This is a genomic window from Shewanella sp. FJAT-52076, assembly GCF_019457455.1.
Classification (GTDB): Bacteria; Pseudomonadota; Gammaproteobacteria; order Enterobacterales; family Shewanellaceae; genus Shewanella; species Shewanella zhangzhouensis.
Genome location: NZ_CP080415.1, coordinates 2,553,084 through 2,569,830 on the forward strand (window position 1 = coordinate 2,553,084; position 16,747 = coordinate 2,569,830).

A 16,747-nucleotide genomic window follows, 5' to 3' on the forward strand; every position below is an offset into this window, starting at 1 on the left:
TAAACGGCGCTTTTTTTATACCTCTTACTGAATTTATGCCAGCGTTCAAGCACTAATACTCGTTCAACAGAACCGATGCTGACACAGATATCTGTCATCAGGTGCGGTACTGACCCAGGATATCCGTCAACGCCACCGAGGCCTGTGCCAGTTCATGGGCCAACTCCAGAGCATTGTGCGCATTGTCACTGATAACGCCCGACTGGTTTCTGATTTCAGCAAGCTGCGATGCAATCTCACGGCACGCGACACTCTGCTCTTCGGCCGATGCGGCTATATGGCTTGCCATGTCAAACACCTGATTGATGGAGTCTGCGATATTGCCCACATCCTCACCCACCAGCGAAACCGCACTCTTTCCCTGCTCTGCCCGGCTGACAATATCGCCGGTAATACCAGACAGCGCCTTACTGCCGGATTGCAGACTTTCAATCATGGATTGAATTTCCACGGTCGCCTGTTGGGTGCGGCCCGCCAGGGTACGGACTTCATCGGCGACCACCGCAAAGCCCCTTCCCTGCTCTCCTGCACGGGCAGCCTCAATGGCCGCATTCAGAGCAAGCAGATTGGTTTGCTCTGAGATGCTGTCAATCACTGTGACCACGGCACTGATCTCGGTCGCTTCACGTGACAGCGCATCCACCGACGACGATGCATCCCCTATTTTGCCGGAGAGCTCGGCAATGCCGGATACCGTATTGGTGATACGTTTTTGGCTTTCTTTTACTGCCCCTGCGTTGGAGCGGGTTTGGGTGGAGGTGGCCGAGGCGTTGGCGGAAACTTCTTCAATGGCCGACGTCATCTGCGACATGGCCACCGCCACTGAATCGAGAAACTCGTGTTGCCGTCTGGCGAGACTGTCACTGCTTTGGGCCTGATTGGAAAATGCCGAGGATGCGCGTTTCAGGGTGTCGGCGTTATTACGAATAGCAGAAAGCATATCACTCATGTTGTCGGCGCAGCGGTCAATTTCCCGGGCAATAAGGCTGAAGTCATCGGTGCCGAAAAAATTCAGACGCTGGGTCAGGTCGCCATCTGCCAAGCGCTTGATGGCCATGTACATATCCCAGAGGCCGCCCCCAAGGGAAGTGGACATCCAGTAGCTGAGCTGAAACAGCGGCAGCAATCCCAGAGCGGCCCACCAGAGCATCATACCGGCATCGCTGCGGGACTCACTCTCCCATTCAGCCACGTTGCGGCTAAGCGCCAGCGGCGAGCCGCCCAGGTTGGTCACTGCCGTCACTGTGTTGCCTTTGCGCCCGCTCTGGCCCGACTGTGACAAACCGTGGCGTGCGGCAAATGCCGAGAGCGCGTCCCCCTGCAGATTGTTGGCCCGGGCGACTTCAGCATAGGCATCGAGTGCTGCGCTGACCCGTGCTTCACTGGCGGATTCTATGGTTGTTACCTGCAGGCGATAATTCGCCAGCGCCACAATGGCTGTGATGGCAGCCACCATGGAGCATACCAACCAAAATTTACCGTTAAGACTGAATTTGATCAGAATCGCATCAATTTTACGAAAGGTTATTTGTTTCATTGATTATTCTCCGGCCCGGTCAGCGTTCCCGGTCATGGGTAAGTATAGATGGTGACCGGGCGGACCTGAGCCAAGCTGCGTATTTCGCCATGGCAATGTTAAATCATCAGAATGTGAGGCTCACTCTGTTACAGCAACTGGCATGTAGCGAGCCAGCAAGCCAGAGAGAAGACTCATGGCGTATCCCATTACCGCACCCACGAGTAGCGGCGGCAACACCACCAGGAAATCGCCATTTAAGGCAAACATGGCGCAGCAACCCAAAAAGGTACCGGGAATAAAGGCGAGCAGGCGTTTACTGGCCTGCAGGCACATAAACGCAGTCACTATGCCGGTGAGGATGGCTGCACTGTACCCCATGGTCAGCACTTCAGCGCCATGGAGAATAAGCCAGGCCCAGAACACCCCCGACAGGGTGGTAGCCCAGGTGGACATGACGCCTCGCGGGCTCAGTTCCCCTTGGGCAAAATAAGCACTGCATCCCAGAAACCCCACCCAGGTTACCCAGGAAAGTTGGCCGGATACCGCCACCCATAAGGCAGCAAGCAAACCGGCGGCCAGCGCCACTGGCAATCGTTCAAACATAGTTGGACCCCGTTGTCTTTGTGTTATGGCGCTAACAATAAGGCAAACTGCAGTGTGAAAAACTGATCTGGTTCCAAAAAGTGTAATTAAATTACCAAATATGCATCACTGCTTAGTCAGAAGAGGCTGCCGCCGACAGACAATGAATGGACTGGGGGAAGAGACAAAGAATCAGTGGCTCCGATAACATCAATCTCACGAAGCCACGATGGGGATAATGATGCGTTAACCCAGCAGCTGATCGGCCACAAAGGGGTTATGAGCCCGCTCTTCGGCAAAGGTAGACATGGGACCATGGCCGGGTATGAAGGCCACCTCTTTACCCAGTGGCCAAAGCTTGGTGGTGATGGAATTGATGAGTGCTTTGTGGTCTGAGCCGGGGAAGTCGGTTCGGCCAATGGAGCCACGAAATAGCACATCCCCCACCAGGGCCAACTTGGTGACGGGTTCGAAAAACACCAGGTGTCCGGGCGTATGCCCTGGACAATGCACCACATCCAGGGCTACATCGCCAATGTGCAGACTCTCGCCTTCCTCGAGGAAACGGGACGGGGCGAAGGCATCGCAATGGGCAAAGCCAAAGTTTTGGCTCTGACGGGGCAGGTTTTCCAACCAGAAGGCATCATCAACATGGGGGCCTTCAATGGCGACGCCGGTTTCCTTGGCCAGTTTGGCAGCGCCGCCCACATGATCTATGTGGCCATGGGTCAGCAAAATTTTATCCAATGTCAGTCCATGTTTTTCCAGCGCCTCGTAAATCCGCTCGAGGTTTCCTCCCGGGTCAACCACCGCAGCCTTGCGGGTGTTTTCACACCAAATGAGAGTGCAATTTTGCTGAAAAGGCGTCACGGGAATTATCTGGTATTTCATAGTCGCATTCTCTTTTGTATTTTGGGCGCTAGATTAAGTGATTCTAGCCATTGTGTGCCAGTTTTCCCGGGCAGAAATTGATCTTGATAGGGCTTTGGCAAGATTGATGACTTGCCAGACAGAGGCATTTGTATACAATCCGCAACAAGATGCCAGCCAATGAGTCCTGCCCATGTCTGTTTCAAGCAAACACCCCAATGCCACAGCGTCAACCTCCACCCTTCCACAGATGATTGCGGAAAAGCTTACCTTTACCCTGCCCCTGGATTACCAGGACAGCTCAAAAGGCACCATTAACGTCTTTGCCCGTACCCTGGTACACAAGGATAAGCAACATCTGGAGTTGCCCTGGCTGGTGTATTTCCAGGGCGGCCCCGGCTTTGCCGCCCAGCGCCCGGTCAGTCACAGTGGCTGGATAAAACGGGCGCTGACAGAATATCGGGTGCTGCTGCTCGATCAGCGCGGCACAGGGCTGTCCTCCCCTGTAAACGCCACAAGCCTTGCACATCTGGATGATGCAGGGAAAGCCGACTATCTCAGTCACTTCCGTGCCGATAACATTATCAGAGACGCAGAAGCGATTCGCGCCATCTTAAGCCCCGATACACCCTGGACCATTCTCGGCCAGAGTTTTGGCGGCTTTTGTGTGCTCAGGTACTTGAGCGTTGCCGCCCATGGCCTGAAAGAAGCCTATATCACAGGTGGTATTCCCCCCCTTGAGCGCAGTGCCGACGAGGTTTACCGGGCGACCTATAAACGGGTATTGCAGAAGAATCGCGACTTCCATCAACGCTTCCCGGATGCGGCCTCATTACTTGCTGATTTGCACCGATACCTGCTTGAGCACCCGGTATTATTACCGTCTGGACAGCAATTAACACCGCAGATGTTACAGCTGCTGGGGATACATCTGGGGATGGAGGATGGGCCAGAGGGCGTATATTACCTGCTGGAGCAGGCATTGCAGTTCACGCCCTCAGGGGAGTGCATCAACCCGCTTTTTGTCGAGCGTTTTGGGCAGATGCTGGATTACAACACCAATCCTCTCTTTGCAGTGCTCCATGAGGCCATTTACTGCCAGCAGCAGGCGTCCAATTGGGCGGCGCACAGGATTCGCGCTGAATATCCGCAGTTTGACGCACCGCCCCCTGCATCTTTGCTGCTTACAGGCGAGATGATTTTCCCCTGGATGTTCGACTGCTTTGAACACCTCAAACCACTGAAAGGATGCGCGGAGTTGCTCGCGGCAAAAGCGGATTGGCCGCCACTCTATGACAAAGCCGTGCTCGCCAACAATACCGTGCCGGTCGCGGCGGCCATTTACAGTGAAGACATGTTTGTGGAAATGGACTACAGCCTGGAAACCGCCAAACAGGTGGCCAATCTCAAGTATTGGCTGACCTCAGAGTACGAGCACAATGGCATTCGTATGGATGGTGAACGCATTCTCGATCGCCTCATCGCCATCAATCGCGGCGCCTGTTTACGCTAGTCATTCGGCGCTCAGGTGATTTTAAGTCAGGCTTAAGCCCGACTTGGCACACTCATAAAGGTTCCTCCTCTATGAGCGTTTGTGTTAACCGCTTTTGGTTATCGCTTTTTGAGTGGAGTAAGCCAGGACCTTGGCTTACTCCTTTTTTTACCCGATACTGACTCAAGCACCTCAGTATGGGAGTCGCCCATGGAAATCCGTCATCCTTCGCAGTTAAGTCCCGAAATCCTCGTTGGTATAGTCAATGAAAAGCTCCGCTTACAGTGCCCGGACAAGGCATCGCTTTTGTACGAACTGGGAATGCCGGAAGCTGAACTGGACGCCAAGCTGGCTGACTTCGATTATAACCCCGAGACCAATCAATATCGCAGCCGCTGAGCCATTACCAGTGTCCCTCTGATTGCCATTGAACTGTACTGTGAGAGCAAGAGCTGAAAGCGCGGAAACTGCAGAAAGTCCAGAAAGTGCAGAAAGTGCCTTTCGGGATTAGGTGTTGAAAGCCTATTGGATTCTTATCCCCACTCAGATTACGTCTTGCCCAGCTTCATACCGAAGTGAATGCGCTATGAATCCCAGCGTACACTCAACATCGTCTCTTGGGTTCTTCAGTTCACATCGGCTATCTGGCTGGCGTTGCCTGGGCTTTCAGGTTGTAGCCTTTCCTTTTTGGCTTGCACGGCTTTTTCGACCTCTGCCAGCACGTGACCCGGGCGCACGCCCTTTGCCCTTGCCAGCTCTGCCTTTAAAAGCGCGTTTGGCCCCTGTCGCCGTCACGCCGGCCAGCGCGGTGGGCAAACTGGCAGCGGCCTGCTCAATCAACTTTTCAAGTTCCGACACCAGTGGTGCCATAAAGCCTTTATAGGACAGCTGACGTTGGCAGATATCACTGAGCTGACGCTCCCACAGGGCGGTCATATCCGCTGTGGTGGCCACCTCAGGCAAGCTGGCAATTAGGCCCCGCCCGGCTTGGGATGCCACGATGCTTTTACCCTGACGCACCAAAAAGCCACGTTTAAAGAGGAGTTCGATAATCCCGGCCCGGGTCGCTTCGGTGCCAAGGCCATCCGTGTCCTTCAATATGCGTTTGATGTCCGGTGAACTCACATAACGGGCAATGCCTGTCATGGCACTGAGCAGGGTCGCATCAGTAAAGTGTTTGGGGGGCTGGGTTTGCTTTGCCAATAACTCACCATGGCTGCACTGGGCTATATCGCCCTTATTCAGGGCTGGCAGGGGCGTCTTTTGGCTGGCATCAGTCTCTAGTAGCTCTCTTCCCTCGTCCTGTTCGGTATTGCGTCCCTGAAACAACACCCGCCAACCTGCGGCTCTCTCAACCGACGCTTTGGCGATAAAGCTGCCGCCTTCGATAATGAGCTGTATCTCGGTATCTGCCAGAAGGCGATGGGGATAAAACTGCGCCAAATATTGCCGTGCAATGTGCAAATAAAGCTGGCGCTCCCGCTGGTTAAGCTGCGACAGCGCCGCACGTTTACCCGTTGGCACTATGGCGTGGTGGGCGTCCACCTTGCTGTCATCCCAGGCTTTGGACACCAGCTGCAAATTGGGTGGCGGCGCCCCCTCCAACAGCTCAGGAGCGTTGGTGCTTATAGCTGCCACCACATCGGGCACCAATGAGAGCTGCTCTTTAGGCAAATGACGGCTGTCTGAGCGGGGATAGGTAATCAGCTTGTGACGCTCATACAGGCTCTGGGCCGTATCCAGCACCTCTTTGGCACTCATACCAAAGCGTTTGGCACAATCAATTTGCAGCGCCGAGAGGCTATACAGCAAAGGCGGCGCCTGCTTCTTGTCTTTATGGCTGACATGCTCAACCAGTGCAGGCTTACCGCCAATGCGGTTAACCACGGTTTCTGCAAGGCGGCGTGAAAGCACCCGCCCTTCTTCATCCATGTATGGCTGACAAGCCTCGCTGGGTTGCCACTTGGCGCAAAAAGACTCGCCCTTGTCTGTGGTGACGTGAGCAAGCACCTCGTAGTGGTCTTTGGGCTCAAAATGCTCAATTTCCAGATCCCGGCGCACCACCAGGCCCAACAATGGGGTTTGCACCCGACCAACGGACAAGACACCGGCATACCCCACCTTTCGCCCCTGAAGCGTATAAGCCCGGGTCATATTGAGGCCATAGAGCCAGTCGGCGCGGCTACGCGCCAAGGCCGATGTGGCAAGCGGCACAAATTCCTTATTGCTGCGAAGCTGTCCCAGTGCGCGGCGCACCGCGTCGGGGTTCAAATCTGAAATCAATAAACGCTGGGTGGATGCCAGTTTAGACGCAGAAACCTTGGCATGGGAAATCACTTCATCCACCAGGAGCTGTCCTTCGCGATCCGGGTCCCCTGCATGAACCAGAGAAGATGCCTGCTTAATCAGACGTTTTACCACTGCCAGCTGACTTTTGGCCGAACTTCGGGGAATGAGTTTCCACTCGTCTGGAATGATGGGCAAATGGGCAAGCTGCCACTGCTTGTATTCGGGAGAATACGCGTCAGGTTCGGCCTGCTCCAGTAAATGGCCGATACACCAAGTGACACAATCGCCGTTGCCCAACTCGATGTAGCCATCCCCCTTTTTATGGGGTTTGGGCAACACTTCGGCAATGGCGCGGCCGAGGCTGGGTTTTTCGGCGATATAGAGGATCATGGCAGGCTATTCGAACTTAAAGTACTGGATGAATTTACAGTAAATGTAGCGAAAATCCCCTGCGGACGCAACGCGCAATCCCGGCGACTTAACGCCAGGGTCAGATTTACCCTGATCCAGTGTAAATTTAGTTGAGAATAATTCTCATCAAAGTTCAAATGACCAATATCCTCCATCCCGGATTTGACTATGCAAAGTTCAGTCTCAATTACTCGCCATCAATGGCTGTTATATGCAGCCCTGTTAACCCTTGGATTAGCACTGTGCCTTCCTCCGGCTCACCTGCCATGGGTCATGCTGCCGCTATGCGCGATTGGGGTAAACTATCTGCGGGCCACGCCCTTGACGCAGCTGGGTATGACCAGCCTATTTGCCATTTGGCTGCTGTGTTTTGCCAAGGCCCTGTGGGTATGAATTATTAATTCCCCAAAAACAAAAACCAGCACCTGAGTGCTGGTTTTGATTCACCGAAATCTGCTAGCTAGCCACCCGGGCGTGACTGATTATGGGTGACACACGTTGTGCAGCTCGAGATTCGTGCCCACGTCGCTGTTACGATTTGCCTTGGCATCATCGTTTCTCAGCTGAGTGAGGTGGTCGAGGTACGCCTGAGTCACATCGCCGGTGATGTAATCACCGTCAAATACCGATGTTTCAAAGCGCTTGATCTCAGGGTTTTCCATGCGCACGGCTTCAACCAGATCAGTCAGATCCTGGAAGATGATACCGTCGGCACCAATCAGCTTGGCAATTTCATCCGCATCACGTCCGTGGGCGATCAGCTCATTGGAGGTGGGCATATCGATGCCGTACACGTTGGGGAAACGAATTTCAGGTGCGGCCGAGGCAAAATACACCTTCTTGGCACCGGCTTCGCGGGCCATTTCGATGATCTGCTCAGACGTGGTACCACGCACGATGGAGTCGTCCACCAGGAGCACATTTTTACCCTTGAACTCGGTGTTGATGGCGTTAAGCTTGCGGCGTACTGACTTCTTACGCTCTTGCTGACCAGGCATGATAAAGGTACGGCCAATATAGCGGTTCTTTACAAAGCCCTGACGGTAAGGCAGGTCCATCACACGGGCAATTTCCAGTGCGATATCACAGGAGGTCTCAGGAATGGGGATAACCACATCGATGTCGTTGTCATACCATTCTTTCTTGATTTTCTCACCCAGTTTGGCGCCCATGTTTACACGGCTGGCGTAGACAGACACCTTGTCGATGGTGGAGTCTGGACGGGCAAAGTAAACGAATTCGAAAATACAGGGAGAATACAGCGGTGCTTCGGCGCACTGACGGGTAAACAGCTGGCCGTCGAGGGTGACGTATACGGCTTCGCCCGGCGCAACATCGCGGATGACTTCAAAACCCACGGCATCCAGGGCCACACTCTCTGAGGCCACCATGTACTCTGTGCCGGTCGCAGTTTCATTTTTACCGAGCACCAACGGGCGGATGCCGTTGGGGTCACGGAAGGCCACCAGACCTTCACCAACAATCATAGCCACTACCGCGTAAGCACCACGTGTTTGGGCGTGCACCTTGGCCACGGCATCAAACACCTGATCGGCGCTCAGATGGGCGCTCTGCACCTGCTGCAGCTCATCGGCAAGCAGGTTCAGCAGCACTTCAGAATCCGATGTGGTGTTCACGTGGCGACGCTGCTGCTTGAGGCGAGCCGACAGATCCTGAGTGTTGGTCAGGTTGCCGTTGTGGGCCAGAGAAATACCAAAAGGCGAGTTAACGTAAAACGGCTGGGCTTCTGAGGAGCTGGAGCTCCCGGCGGTGGGATAACGCACATGGCCGATACCGGCGTTACCCTGCAGGCGCTGCATGTGTTTGGGTTCAAACACATCACGCACCAGTCCGTTAGCCTTACGGAGCCTGAACGCGTCATTGTCTACCGTGACTATCCCGGCTGCATCCTGACCACGGTGTTGAAGCACTGTCAGTGCGTCATAGATGGTCTGATTAACCGAGGAATGGCCAACTATTCCGACGATACCACACATGGGAGAGTGTCCTCTTTTAAGATGTTCTGTTGTTTAGCTAATTTTTATATTTTGGGTACGAAGCTTGAGGTGTTTTCCAGATAGTGGAAGAACCACTGGATCACAACCCCGAATTCGGGCACCAGTCGGGACTCCTTCCACCAGGGGGTGTTGGGAGCGCCGGTGAAGGCATCCATGAAAAACAAAATCGCACTGACAATCAGTGCGCCGCGCAAGGCACCGAAACACAGACCCAGGAGTCTGTCGGTACCCGATAAACCGGTTTTGGCCACCAATTGGCCCAGGATGTAATTCACCAGGGCGCCGAGGATTAGGGTGGTTACAAAGAGAATAGCAATGGCCACGCCGTTACGAAGCATTTCATCCTGCAGCTGAGTCAGGTGAACGGCGAGATCTTCATAGAATTGGCTGGCGACAAAAAAGGCAGCAAACCACACCAGCAAAGACATGGCTTCTTTGGCGAAGCCGCGGATCAGACTGATAAGGGTGGACAGTCCGATAATAAAAATAATGGCGTAATCAATCCAAACCATGGAAGGTCGTTTTCCGGGTGGCTTTTCGAATCGGCGCGATTCTACCAGAGAGTGACAAGATTCTCACCCCCGTTGCCGAAATAAATCCCACGGGGGCGATTGACTCAACGCTCCAGCGGGTTGTAGGCAATGACCTTACCCTTAAGCTGAGTAAGGGCTTCCACTTCGGTTTTGAGGCGCTCAATTTTGGACTGAGACACATCAGGCCCAACAAATACCTTGGTCAGGCTGCCATCAACGGGCTTGGTGGGCACTGTGTAAGCCTTGAAGCCGGCGCTGCGCAGTTTTTTCACCAGCGCATCCACATTACCGGCGTTACTGAAGGCACCCAATTGCAAGGTCCAGGCGGCTTGCTGCGCGGCTTTGGGCTCAGATTTTGGCGGTGTCGTCACCGCTTTGGCAACTACAGGCTCGTCTTTGGGCGTGTCGTTTACCTTGGCGCTTTGGGTTGAGGGCGAGGTTGAAGGGGGATTGGAGGCCTGGCTTGACGATGCCGTGTTGTCCTCTTTCGACTCATCAGTGGTAGCAGCCGCCAGTGCCTGGGTCTGCTCGGCATCGGCGTCAGTATCCTGGGAAGTCAGTTCCAGGCTGCCCAGTTCTTCCACCTTGAAGCTTTCCTCCGGTGCATTCATCACCGGGTTTTGGGGCCGTAATGGGATCTCGGCAAACTCTTCCTGCACCCGGTCTTTTTTGCCGTCCAACAAGTCAGGCAAAAAAATCACTCCCAAGGCCACCATCACTATGGTGCCAACCAAACGGTTTTGAAACTGACTGGACAAAATGGCTTCCCTTTAAGCTAATGATTTAAATCCGGATACAGTGTAAAAAGAACCAAACACAATTACCACATCCCCATCGCCCGCATCCTTGAGTATCGCCTCACGGGCTTGCTGCATAGTGTCAAAGGTGTGAGCCTTTGCCCCTGTGGGCAAGGCTGTGGCAAGTTCCGACGCGCGGGTGCCACGTTCGCCTTCCAGTGTCACCAGATACCAGGCTGCAACTGCCGGATGCATGATATTCAATACTTCACGGTAATCTTTATCTTTGAGCATACCGCAGAGCGCCAGCACACGTTTACCCGGCCAGCGAACCAACTCAGACTTTAAAAAGCGCGCCGCATGGGGGTTGTGCGCCACATCGGCGATAACCAGCGGTGATTGGCTGAGTTCCTCCAGCCTGCCGGCGAGGCGCGCCGTGGCTATACCTTCAATCACCACAGCATCTGGCAAATCCAAACGCTCACCAATGGCTTCGCAGGTAGCAATAACAGTGGCAGCATTGGGGAGCGGTAATTGCGGCAAAGGCATGTTGGTCAGGCTGCGCTGCCTGCCCTGATACGACCAGGATGCCTGCCCGCGCTGATAGCGAAAATCCTGCCCTACCCGATAAAGAAGCGCACCACAGTGGTTTGCCACCTCGGCCACCGTCGAAGGCATGTCAGGCTCGCCAACGATAGCAGGCCGGCCTGCGCGGAAAATGCCGGCCTTTTCCCGTCCTACCGACTCACGGGTATTGCCCAAATACGCCTGATGGTCGAGATCAACAGAGGTCACTACCGCAATATCGGCGTCCACCAGATTGGTGGCGTCCAGGCGACCGCCCAGGCCCACTTCCAATATGGCGACATCCAATCCGGCCTGTTTGAACAGCATGAGTCCTGTCAGGGTGGCAAACTCGAAGAAGGTCAGCGAGATACTCTCCCTCGCCAATTCAATCCGCTCGAAGGCCTGAATGATGTCCGCATCAAGGGCATCCGCGCCATCGATACGAATTCGTTCGTTGTAATGAAGGATGTGAGGCGAGCTGTATACCCCGACCCGGTATCCCGCGTGGCGCAAAATATTTTCCAGCATGGCACAGGTACTGCCCTTGCCGTTGGTGCCACCAACGGTGACCACCAGGGTATCGCCCAGGGACTGTACCCCCAGTCGCTGTGCCACCTCAGTGACCCGCGCTAACCCCATATCAATTTCAGTGGGGTGAATGGCAAGCAGATAATCCAACCACTCGCCAAGGGTGGCACCTGAATCCGGGGCCATGGCATGCACCTGTGTCATTAACGTATCCTTGCTTCCACTTAATTTGAATAGTTGTTGTTGTGGTTATCACTTGTTGCGGATATCACCCGTCTAAGCGGGCGCATTATCCAGGTTGAATGTCGCCGCAGGCTCAGTCTGGCATAAAAAGCGGACCGAGGGACAGCTTGGGCAAACCAAAACTCTCCGGGTAAGTCACATCTACCAAATAAAGTCCGTGGGGCTTGGCGGTGGCGGCGGCCTGGCTTCTGTCTTTGGCCTCAAGCAAGGTCGCCATCCAGTCAAGCGGTTGGTTGCCAAGGCCGATTTCCAGCAGGGAGCCGACGATATTGCGCACCATATGGTGCAAAAAGGCATTGGCCTGAATGTCGACCACGATATACATGCCATGGCGGCTTACGCTCACCTTGTGGACATTGCGAAACGGCGTATTGGACTGGCAGCCAATGGCGCGAAAACTGGTAAAGTCCCGCTCACCGATCAGCGCCTGAGCGGCATCGTGCATCCGCTCCACGTCAATATCACCGTGATAATGGCTCACGCCCTTGCGCAAAATGCCGGGACGGAAATTGTGATTGAAGATAACGTAACGATAACGGCGGGCAGTGGCAGAAAAACGGGCATGGAAATCATCGCTCACCGGCATGGCCCAGCGCACTGCGATATCATCAGGCAGGTGAACGTTCACTCCCAGCGTCCAGGCGCCTTCTTTTCTGACGGCGTTGGTATCGAAATGCACTACCTGGCCTGTGGCGTGTACCCCTGCGTCGGTACGACCCGCACACTGCACCTCGATGGGCTCGTTGGCGACGATGGACAGCGCCCTCTCAAGCTCTGCCTGAACCGAGTTCACCTCGGCCTGGCGCTGCCAGCCATAAAACTTGCTGCCGTCGTATTCAATCCCAAGAGCGATGCGCATTTTTAAATTTCCTGCCAGTCAAAATCGATAAAGCGCGGCGATATTACCACATTCGCTGCCTATCGAGGGCATAAAAAAACGGCGCTCGGGGCGCCGTTTTTATCAGGACTTAACTGATTCAACCTATGTCTTGCAGTAAGTTGGCAGCTTCCTGTTTTTGCCGCTCGTTACCGTCCATTTCCACTTCTTTGAGCAGGGCCTTGGCACTGTCTTTGTCGTCAATTTCGATGTAGGCACGGGCCAAGTCCAGTTTGGCATTGACCGAATTTTCTTCGTCGTCCACGTCGACCATGGCGGCATCGCCAATCAGGCTTTCGACTTCGCCTATATCCATGTCCAGCTCACGATAGGGTTCTGGCTCGGTATCATCGGCATCATTGAGCAGCTTATCGATATCAATAAAGCCATTCTCTTTCTGGAAGTTACTGAGATCGGCTTCCATTTCCACTTTACTCTGCCGCTTGGACTGTTCACTGGCATCCAGTGCCGCCAGCGCTTCATCCACTGTCATGCTGTGGTCGGCGTCCACATCCAGCACAAAGGCATCGTCATCTGAGTCGTCATGTTCTGCAGCAAAGGCTGACAGCAGCTCATCATCACTTACATCCAATGAAGGCCTTTTCGTATCTGGCGGGGTGATACTTTCCCACTCCAGCATATTGCTGCCTGCAGCACCTTTTTTACCCTTGAGATCATCAAAGAAGCCAGAATCTTTGGCTGACACCGCCACAGGGTCTGCATCATGGGCACCTTGCTCTGCGGTCTTGTCTTTCTCTGATGCTTGCTCTGAATCTTTATCCGATTTGGCTGCACTGATTGAGGCCGCAGTCGCAACCGCCGCCGCAGCTAACGCAGCGTCTTCAAGTCCGGTCTCTTCTTCTTTATCAAAACCGGCCAGTAAAGAGTCAAGATCTTCGTCTTCATCGCTAAGGGGCAGCTCATCGCCAAGGCCTGCTGTAATATCCTCAAGGGGCGCCTCTTCCGCCTTATCGAAGTCAGCCAGCAGTGCGCTCAAGTCCTCATCAGCGCCATCCTCAGCCACAGAAAGCTCACTCTCCAGCGCTTTGGCAAAGGCATCATCAACCAGACTGAGGTCGTCCTGAGCATCTGCCAGTTTGGGGGCGTCTGCGTCTACCGTCGTACTCTCTGACGCAAAACCAGCCAGCAATGCATCAAGGTCTTCTTCTGTGTCAGAGTCTGTGGCAACTTCGCCTTCAAGCTCAGCGGCAATCGCATCAGACAGATCGGTATCCTCGCTACCGGATACGGCTGTTTGTGCTTCGGCCTCGCCTTCGTCACTGACCGCCGGCGCATCAAAACCCGCCAACAGCGCATCGAGATCCTCATCGCTGCTGACGTCATCATTTGCCGTCAATTCAGACTCGAGTTCGGCGGCAATGGCATCGGTTAAATCGTCCTCTTTCTCGACGATTTCAGCTTCGACAGGCGCATCAAATCCCGCCAGCAAGGCATCGAGGTCGTCTTCATTGGCAGTGTCGTCGCCATCGGCAAGTTCGGCTTCAAGCTCGGCTGCGATGGCGCTGCTTAAATCATTGTCTTCACCCTCAGCTTCCATGGCAGTGCTGACTGCCTCTTCCGGCATATCGAAGCCTGCCAGCAGGGCATCCAAATCTTCTTCCTCGCTGTCAGAGGGGGGTTCGGCCTCAAGGCCTGCCATCAAGGCGTCCAAATCGGCTTCAGTCTCTGCGCCCTGCTCACCATCCTCCTGCTCGCCCATGGCTTCGGCCCAGAGGTCATCCAGTGACTGACCATCATCGGCAAAATCATCGGCTTGCTCGACAAAAAGATCTGCTGACGCTTCTTCGGGTAAGGTTTCAGGCGCCAGATCGACATTGCCCATGTCCAGCAATGAATCCAGTGATTCCTCTTCGTCTGGATCCAGACGAATAGCCATTTCCTCTTCATCGGCGCTGGCGGCTACCGCAACAGCGCCCGCGGCAGCGGCCGCTACCAGTGAGGCATTAGCAGATTTAGGTGTTTCACCCACATCAGCATCAGCTCCACCACGGCGACGGCGCAGGAACAGCCAAACCGCCATCAAAATAAGGAGTGCGGGCACAACGGCGCCCAGGATAAGCATCAGGGGACTATCCATCAGACTGCGCCACAGTTCGCCAGGCTTATTGGCTTCAACCTCCGCCAGTGCCTGCGCCTGTTTCAGCGTTTTGTTTTCAGTCCTCAGCGCTTCCGACTCTTCCGTTGTTGCAGCCAGGTTGGCTTTCAGAGTTTGTACTTCTTCGGTTAGCTGCTCGACCTGAGCACTCAGCGACTCAACATCATTTTTGCGTACATTAAGCTCTTCGGTCAGACGACTGATCTCGGCCGACAGGGCCTGGTTTTCTTCGACCAGTTTGGGATCCACCGCGGGTACAGGAGCGGGTTTCGCTTCAACTTTGACGGGCTCGGTAACGGCTTTAGGCTCTTCCTGCACGGCAGGTTTAGCTGTGGCGGGTTTGGCTGCAGCCTGCTTGGGCTCTACCTTGCCGGTGCGCCACGCCCTGTCTTGCTCCAGCGCTCTTTGTTGAGCCAGATTTTTGGGAATAGCCAGCATCACCTCTTTGGAGGGAATGAGCAGTATCATGCCTTTTTCGAGGGTATTGTAATTGGCACCGCTGAAGGCATGGGGGTTGGCATCATAAATAGCCGCCATGACCTGATAAACGCTGACACTGTTATCCGGACGCACTTTTTGGGCGATGCTCCAGAAGGTGTCCTGCACCGTAGTTGGGCCATACTGACGTGACTGGGCTTCACGACTTTGACCGTCCGGACCTGTGATTTTGAGCGGCTCAGCTGCTCTGACTTCGGAGAACTGGGGAATGGTGGATACGGCCAGAACAGAGGCCAGGAAGCCCACGAGATAGGAGGTACGAAAGTTCATCAATTATTCCCTTTCAAGCGCTCAAGGTACGCCCGATGACGACTTGCTTTAGGCAATTGTATTTATTGAGATTACTATAAACCAGAATTCCAAGCCCTGCTACTGTTCACAAATGTAAAACAAAAAAAGCCCGCTCATTGCGGGCTTTTTCAACAAAGTCAGCGACTTCGGTGTATTTTTACAGGTAATCGCGGATGAGAATTTCACCAATTTGTACGCTGTTCAGCGCAGCGCCTTTGCGAATGTTATCTGACACCACCCAGAGGTTGATCCCGTTGGGGTGAGAGATGTCGTTTCGCACGCGGCCAACATACACAGGATCCTGGCCTGCACCGTCGGTAACGGCGGTTGGATAATCATCATCGTCTTCAAACAGCACCACACCGGGAGCATCACGCAGCAGTGCTTTTACCGTGTCGGCATCCACCGGGTCACGGGTTTCAATGTGCACGGCTTCGGAGTGACCGTAAAACACTGGCACACGCACCGCAGTCGGGTTTACCAGAATCGAGTCGTCGCCGAAGATTTTGCGGGTCTCCCACACCATCTTCATCTCTTCCTTGGTGTAACCATTGTCCTGGAATTTATCGATATGCGGCAGCACGTTAAAGGCTATTTGCTTTGGATAAACGCTTGGTTCGATTGGCAGTCCCTGCAGCAGCTTGGCACACTGCCCAGCCAGCTCTTCGATAGCCTTTTTACCGGTACCGGATACCGACTGATAAGTGCACACGTTGATGCGATCGATTCCGTAGGCATCGTAAATGGGCTTAAGCGCCACCAACATTTGGATGGTGGAGCAGTTGGGGTTGGCAATGATATTACGGTTACGGAAATCAGCAATGGCCTCAGGGTTCACTTCGGGCACAACCAGCGGGATATCCAGGTCATAGCGGAAGTGTGAAGTATTGTCGATAACCACACAGCCGTGCTCTGCGGCAATAGGTGCCCACTTGGCAGACACATCACCACCGGCAGAGAAGAAACCGATTTGAGCCTGTGACCAGTCAAAGGTTTCAACGTCAAGAATTTCCACCTGTTTACCGTGGAAGCTTACGGTATCACCGGCGCTGCGGGCACTGGCCAGAGGGAACAGATTGGCAACGGGGAAATTGCGCTCTTCGAGGATCTCGATCATGGTCTGACCCACGGCGCCCGATGCACCCAAAACTACGACATTAAATTCCTGCGACATAA

13 protein-coding genes are annotated in these 16,747 nt (G+C 54.2%); 2 read left to right on the plus strand and 11 right to left on the minus strand.

Going from position 1 to position 16,747, the window contains the following annotated elements:
* Nucleotides 1–97 precede the first annotated feature (97 nt).
* The 3 genes from K0H79_RS11090 to K0H79_RS11100 form a co-directional block, all read right to left on the minus strand.
* The gene (locus K0H79_RS11090) at nt 98–1,537 is read right to left on the minus strand and encodes a methyl-accepting chemotaxis protein (protein ID WP_220075838.1); all 1,440 of its coding nucleotides are present in this window, start codon (nt 1,535–1,537) and stop codon (nt 98–100) included.
* Nucleotides 1,538–1,657: 120 nt separating this feature from the next.
* Nucleotides 1,658–2,122, minus strand: a complete 465-nt coding sequence (locus tag K0H79_RS11095; protein ID WP_220064878.1) for a DUF1097 domain-containing protein — start codon at nt 2,120–2,122, stop codon at nt 1,658–1,660.
* 225 nt (nt 2,123–2,347) lie between these two features.
* Entirely contained in the window at nt 2,348–2,992 is a 645-nt protein-coding gene (locus tag K0H79_RS11100) for an MBL fold metallo-hydrolase (RefSeq protein WP_220075840.1), read from the minus strand.
* Nucleotides 2,993–3,164: 172 nt separating this feature from the next.
* Between K0H79_RS11100 and K0H79_RS11105 the strand changes: the two genes are divergently transcribed.
* Complete coding sequence (locus tag K0H79_RS11105) at nt 3,165–4,484, plus strand: alpha/beta fold hydrolase (protein ID WP_220075841.1); 1,320 nt, start codon at nt 3,165–3,167, stop codon at nt 4,482–4,484.
* Between the two features lie 189 nt (nt 4,485–4,673).
* A complete protein-coding gene (locus K0H79_RS11110) occupies nt 4,674–4,862 on the plus strand; it encodes a DUF4250 domain-containing protein (RefSeq protein ID WP_220064881.1) in 189 nt (62 codons plus the stop codon).
* A 267-nt stretch (nt 4,863–5,129) separates the two neighbouring features.
* Here the strand turns inward: K0H79_RS11110 and K0H79_RS11115 are convergent, their stop codons facing one another.
* The 8 genes from K0H79_RS11115 to K0H79_RS11150 form a co-directional block, all read right to left on the minus strand.
* A complete protein-coding gene (locus K0H79_RS11115) occupies nt 5,130–7,142 on the minus strand; it encodes a DNA topoisomerase III (RefSeq protein ID WP_220075842.1) in 2,013 nt (670 codons plus the stop codon).
* Nucleotides 7,143–7,645: 503 nt separating this feature from the next.
* Nucleotides 7,646–9,160, minus strand: coding sequence for an amidophosphoribosyltransferase (purF, locus tag K0H79_RS11120; RefSeq protein WP_011760259.1), 1,515 nt, complete (start codon nt 9,158–9,160; stop codon nt 7,646–7,648).
* A 44-nt stretch (nt 9,161–9,204) separates the two neighbouring features.
* Complete coding sequence (locus K0H79_RS11125; protein ID WP_011760260.1) at nt 9,205–9,693, minus strand: CvpA family protein; 489 nt, start codon at nt 9,691–9,693, stop codon at nt 9,205–9,207.
* A gap of 104 nt (nt 9,694–9,797) precedes the next feature.
* Entirely contained in the window at nt 9,798–10,472 is a 675-nt protein-coding gene (gene dedD, locus K0H79_RS11130; protein WP_220075843.1) for a cell division protein DedD, read from the minus strand.
* Between the two features lie 12 nt (nt 10,473–10,484).
* Entirely contained in the window at nt 10,485–11,750 is a 1,266-nt protein-coding gene (gene folC / locus K0H79_RS11135) for a bifunctional tetrahydrofolate synthase/dihydrofolate synthase (RefSeq protein WP_220075844.1), read from the minus strand.
* 112 nt (nt 11,751–11,862) lie between these two features.
* On the minus strand, nt 11,863–12,648 hold the full coding sequence (gene truA / locus K0H79_RS11140; protein ID WP_220075845.1) for a tRNA pseudouridine(38-40) synthase TruA: 786 nt from the start codon (nt 12,646–12,648) through the stop codon (nt 11,863–11,865).
* Nucleotides 12,649–12,766: 118 nt separating this feature from the next.
* Nucleotides 12,767–15,550, minus strand: coding sequence for a FimV/HubP family polar landmark protein (locus K0H79_RS11145; protein ID WP_220075847.1), 2,784 nt, complete (start codon nt 15,548–15,550; stop codon nt 12,767–12,769).
* A gap of 178 nt (nt 15,551–15,728) precedes the next feature.
* On the minus strand, nt 15,729–16,745 hold the full coding sequence (locus K0H79_RS11150; RefSeq protein WP_220064887.1) for an aspartate-semialdehyde dehydrogenase: 1,017 nt from the start codon (nt 16,743–16,745) through the stop codon (nt 15,729–15,731).
* Nucleotides 16,746–16,747: the final 2 nt, after the last annotated feature.

What these genes read in the sequence shown, in the direction of transcription:
- K0H79_RS11090 (WP_220075838.1), bottom strand. Translation starts at nt 1,537, where the DNA reads ATGAAACAAATAACCTTTCGTAAAATTGATGCGATTCTGATCAAATTC.
- K0H79_RS11095 (WP_220064878.1), bottom strand. Translation starts at nt 2,122, where the DNA reads ATGTTTGAACGATTGCCAGTGGCGCTGGCCGCCGGTTTGCTTGCTGCC.
- K0H79_RS11100 (WP_220075840.1), bottom strand. Translation starts at nt 2,992, where the DNA reads ATGAAATACCAGATAATTCCCGTGACGCCTTTTCAGCAAAATTGCACT.
- K0H79_RS11105 (WP_220075841.1), top strand. Translation starts at nt 3,165, where the DNA reads ATGTCTGTTTCAAGCAAACACCCCAATGCCACAGCGTCAACCTCCACC.
- K0H79_RS11110 (WP_220064881.1), top strand. Translation starts at nt 4,674, where the DNA reads ATGGAAATCCGTCATCCTTCGCAGTTAAGTCCCGAAATCCTCGTTGGT.
- K0H79_RS11115 (WP_220075842.1), bottom strand. Translation starts at nt 7,142, where the DNA reads ATGATCCTCTATATCGCCGAAAAACCCAGCCTCGGCCGCGCCATTGCC.
- purF (WP_011760259.1), bottom strand. Translation starts at nt 9,160, where the DNA reads ATGTGTGGTATCGTCGGAATAGTTGGCCATTCCTCGGTTAATCAGACC.
- K0H79_RS11125 (WP_011760260.1), bottom strand. Translation starts at nt 9,693, where the DNA reads ATGGTTTGGATTGATTACGCCATTATTTTTATTATCGGACTGTCCACC.
- folC (WP_220075844.1), bottom strand. Translation starts at nt 11,750, where the DNA reads ATGACACAGGTGCATGCCATGGCCCCGGATTCAGGTGCCACCCTTGGC.
- truA (WP_220075845.1), bottom strand. Translation starts at nt 12,648, where the DNA reads ATGCGCATCGCTCTTGGGATTGAATACGACGGCAGCAAGTTTTATGGC.
- K0H79_RS11145 (WP_220075847.1), bottom strand. Translation starts at nt 15,550, where the DNA reads ATGAACTTTCGTACCTCCTATCTCGTGGGCTTCCTGGCCTCTGTTCTG.
- K0H79_RS11150 (WP_220064887.1), bottom strand. Translation starts at nt 16,745, where the DNA reads ATGTCGCAGGAATTTAATGTCGTAGTTTTGGGTGCATCGGGCGCCGTG.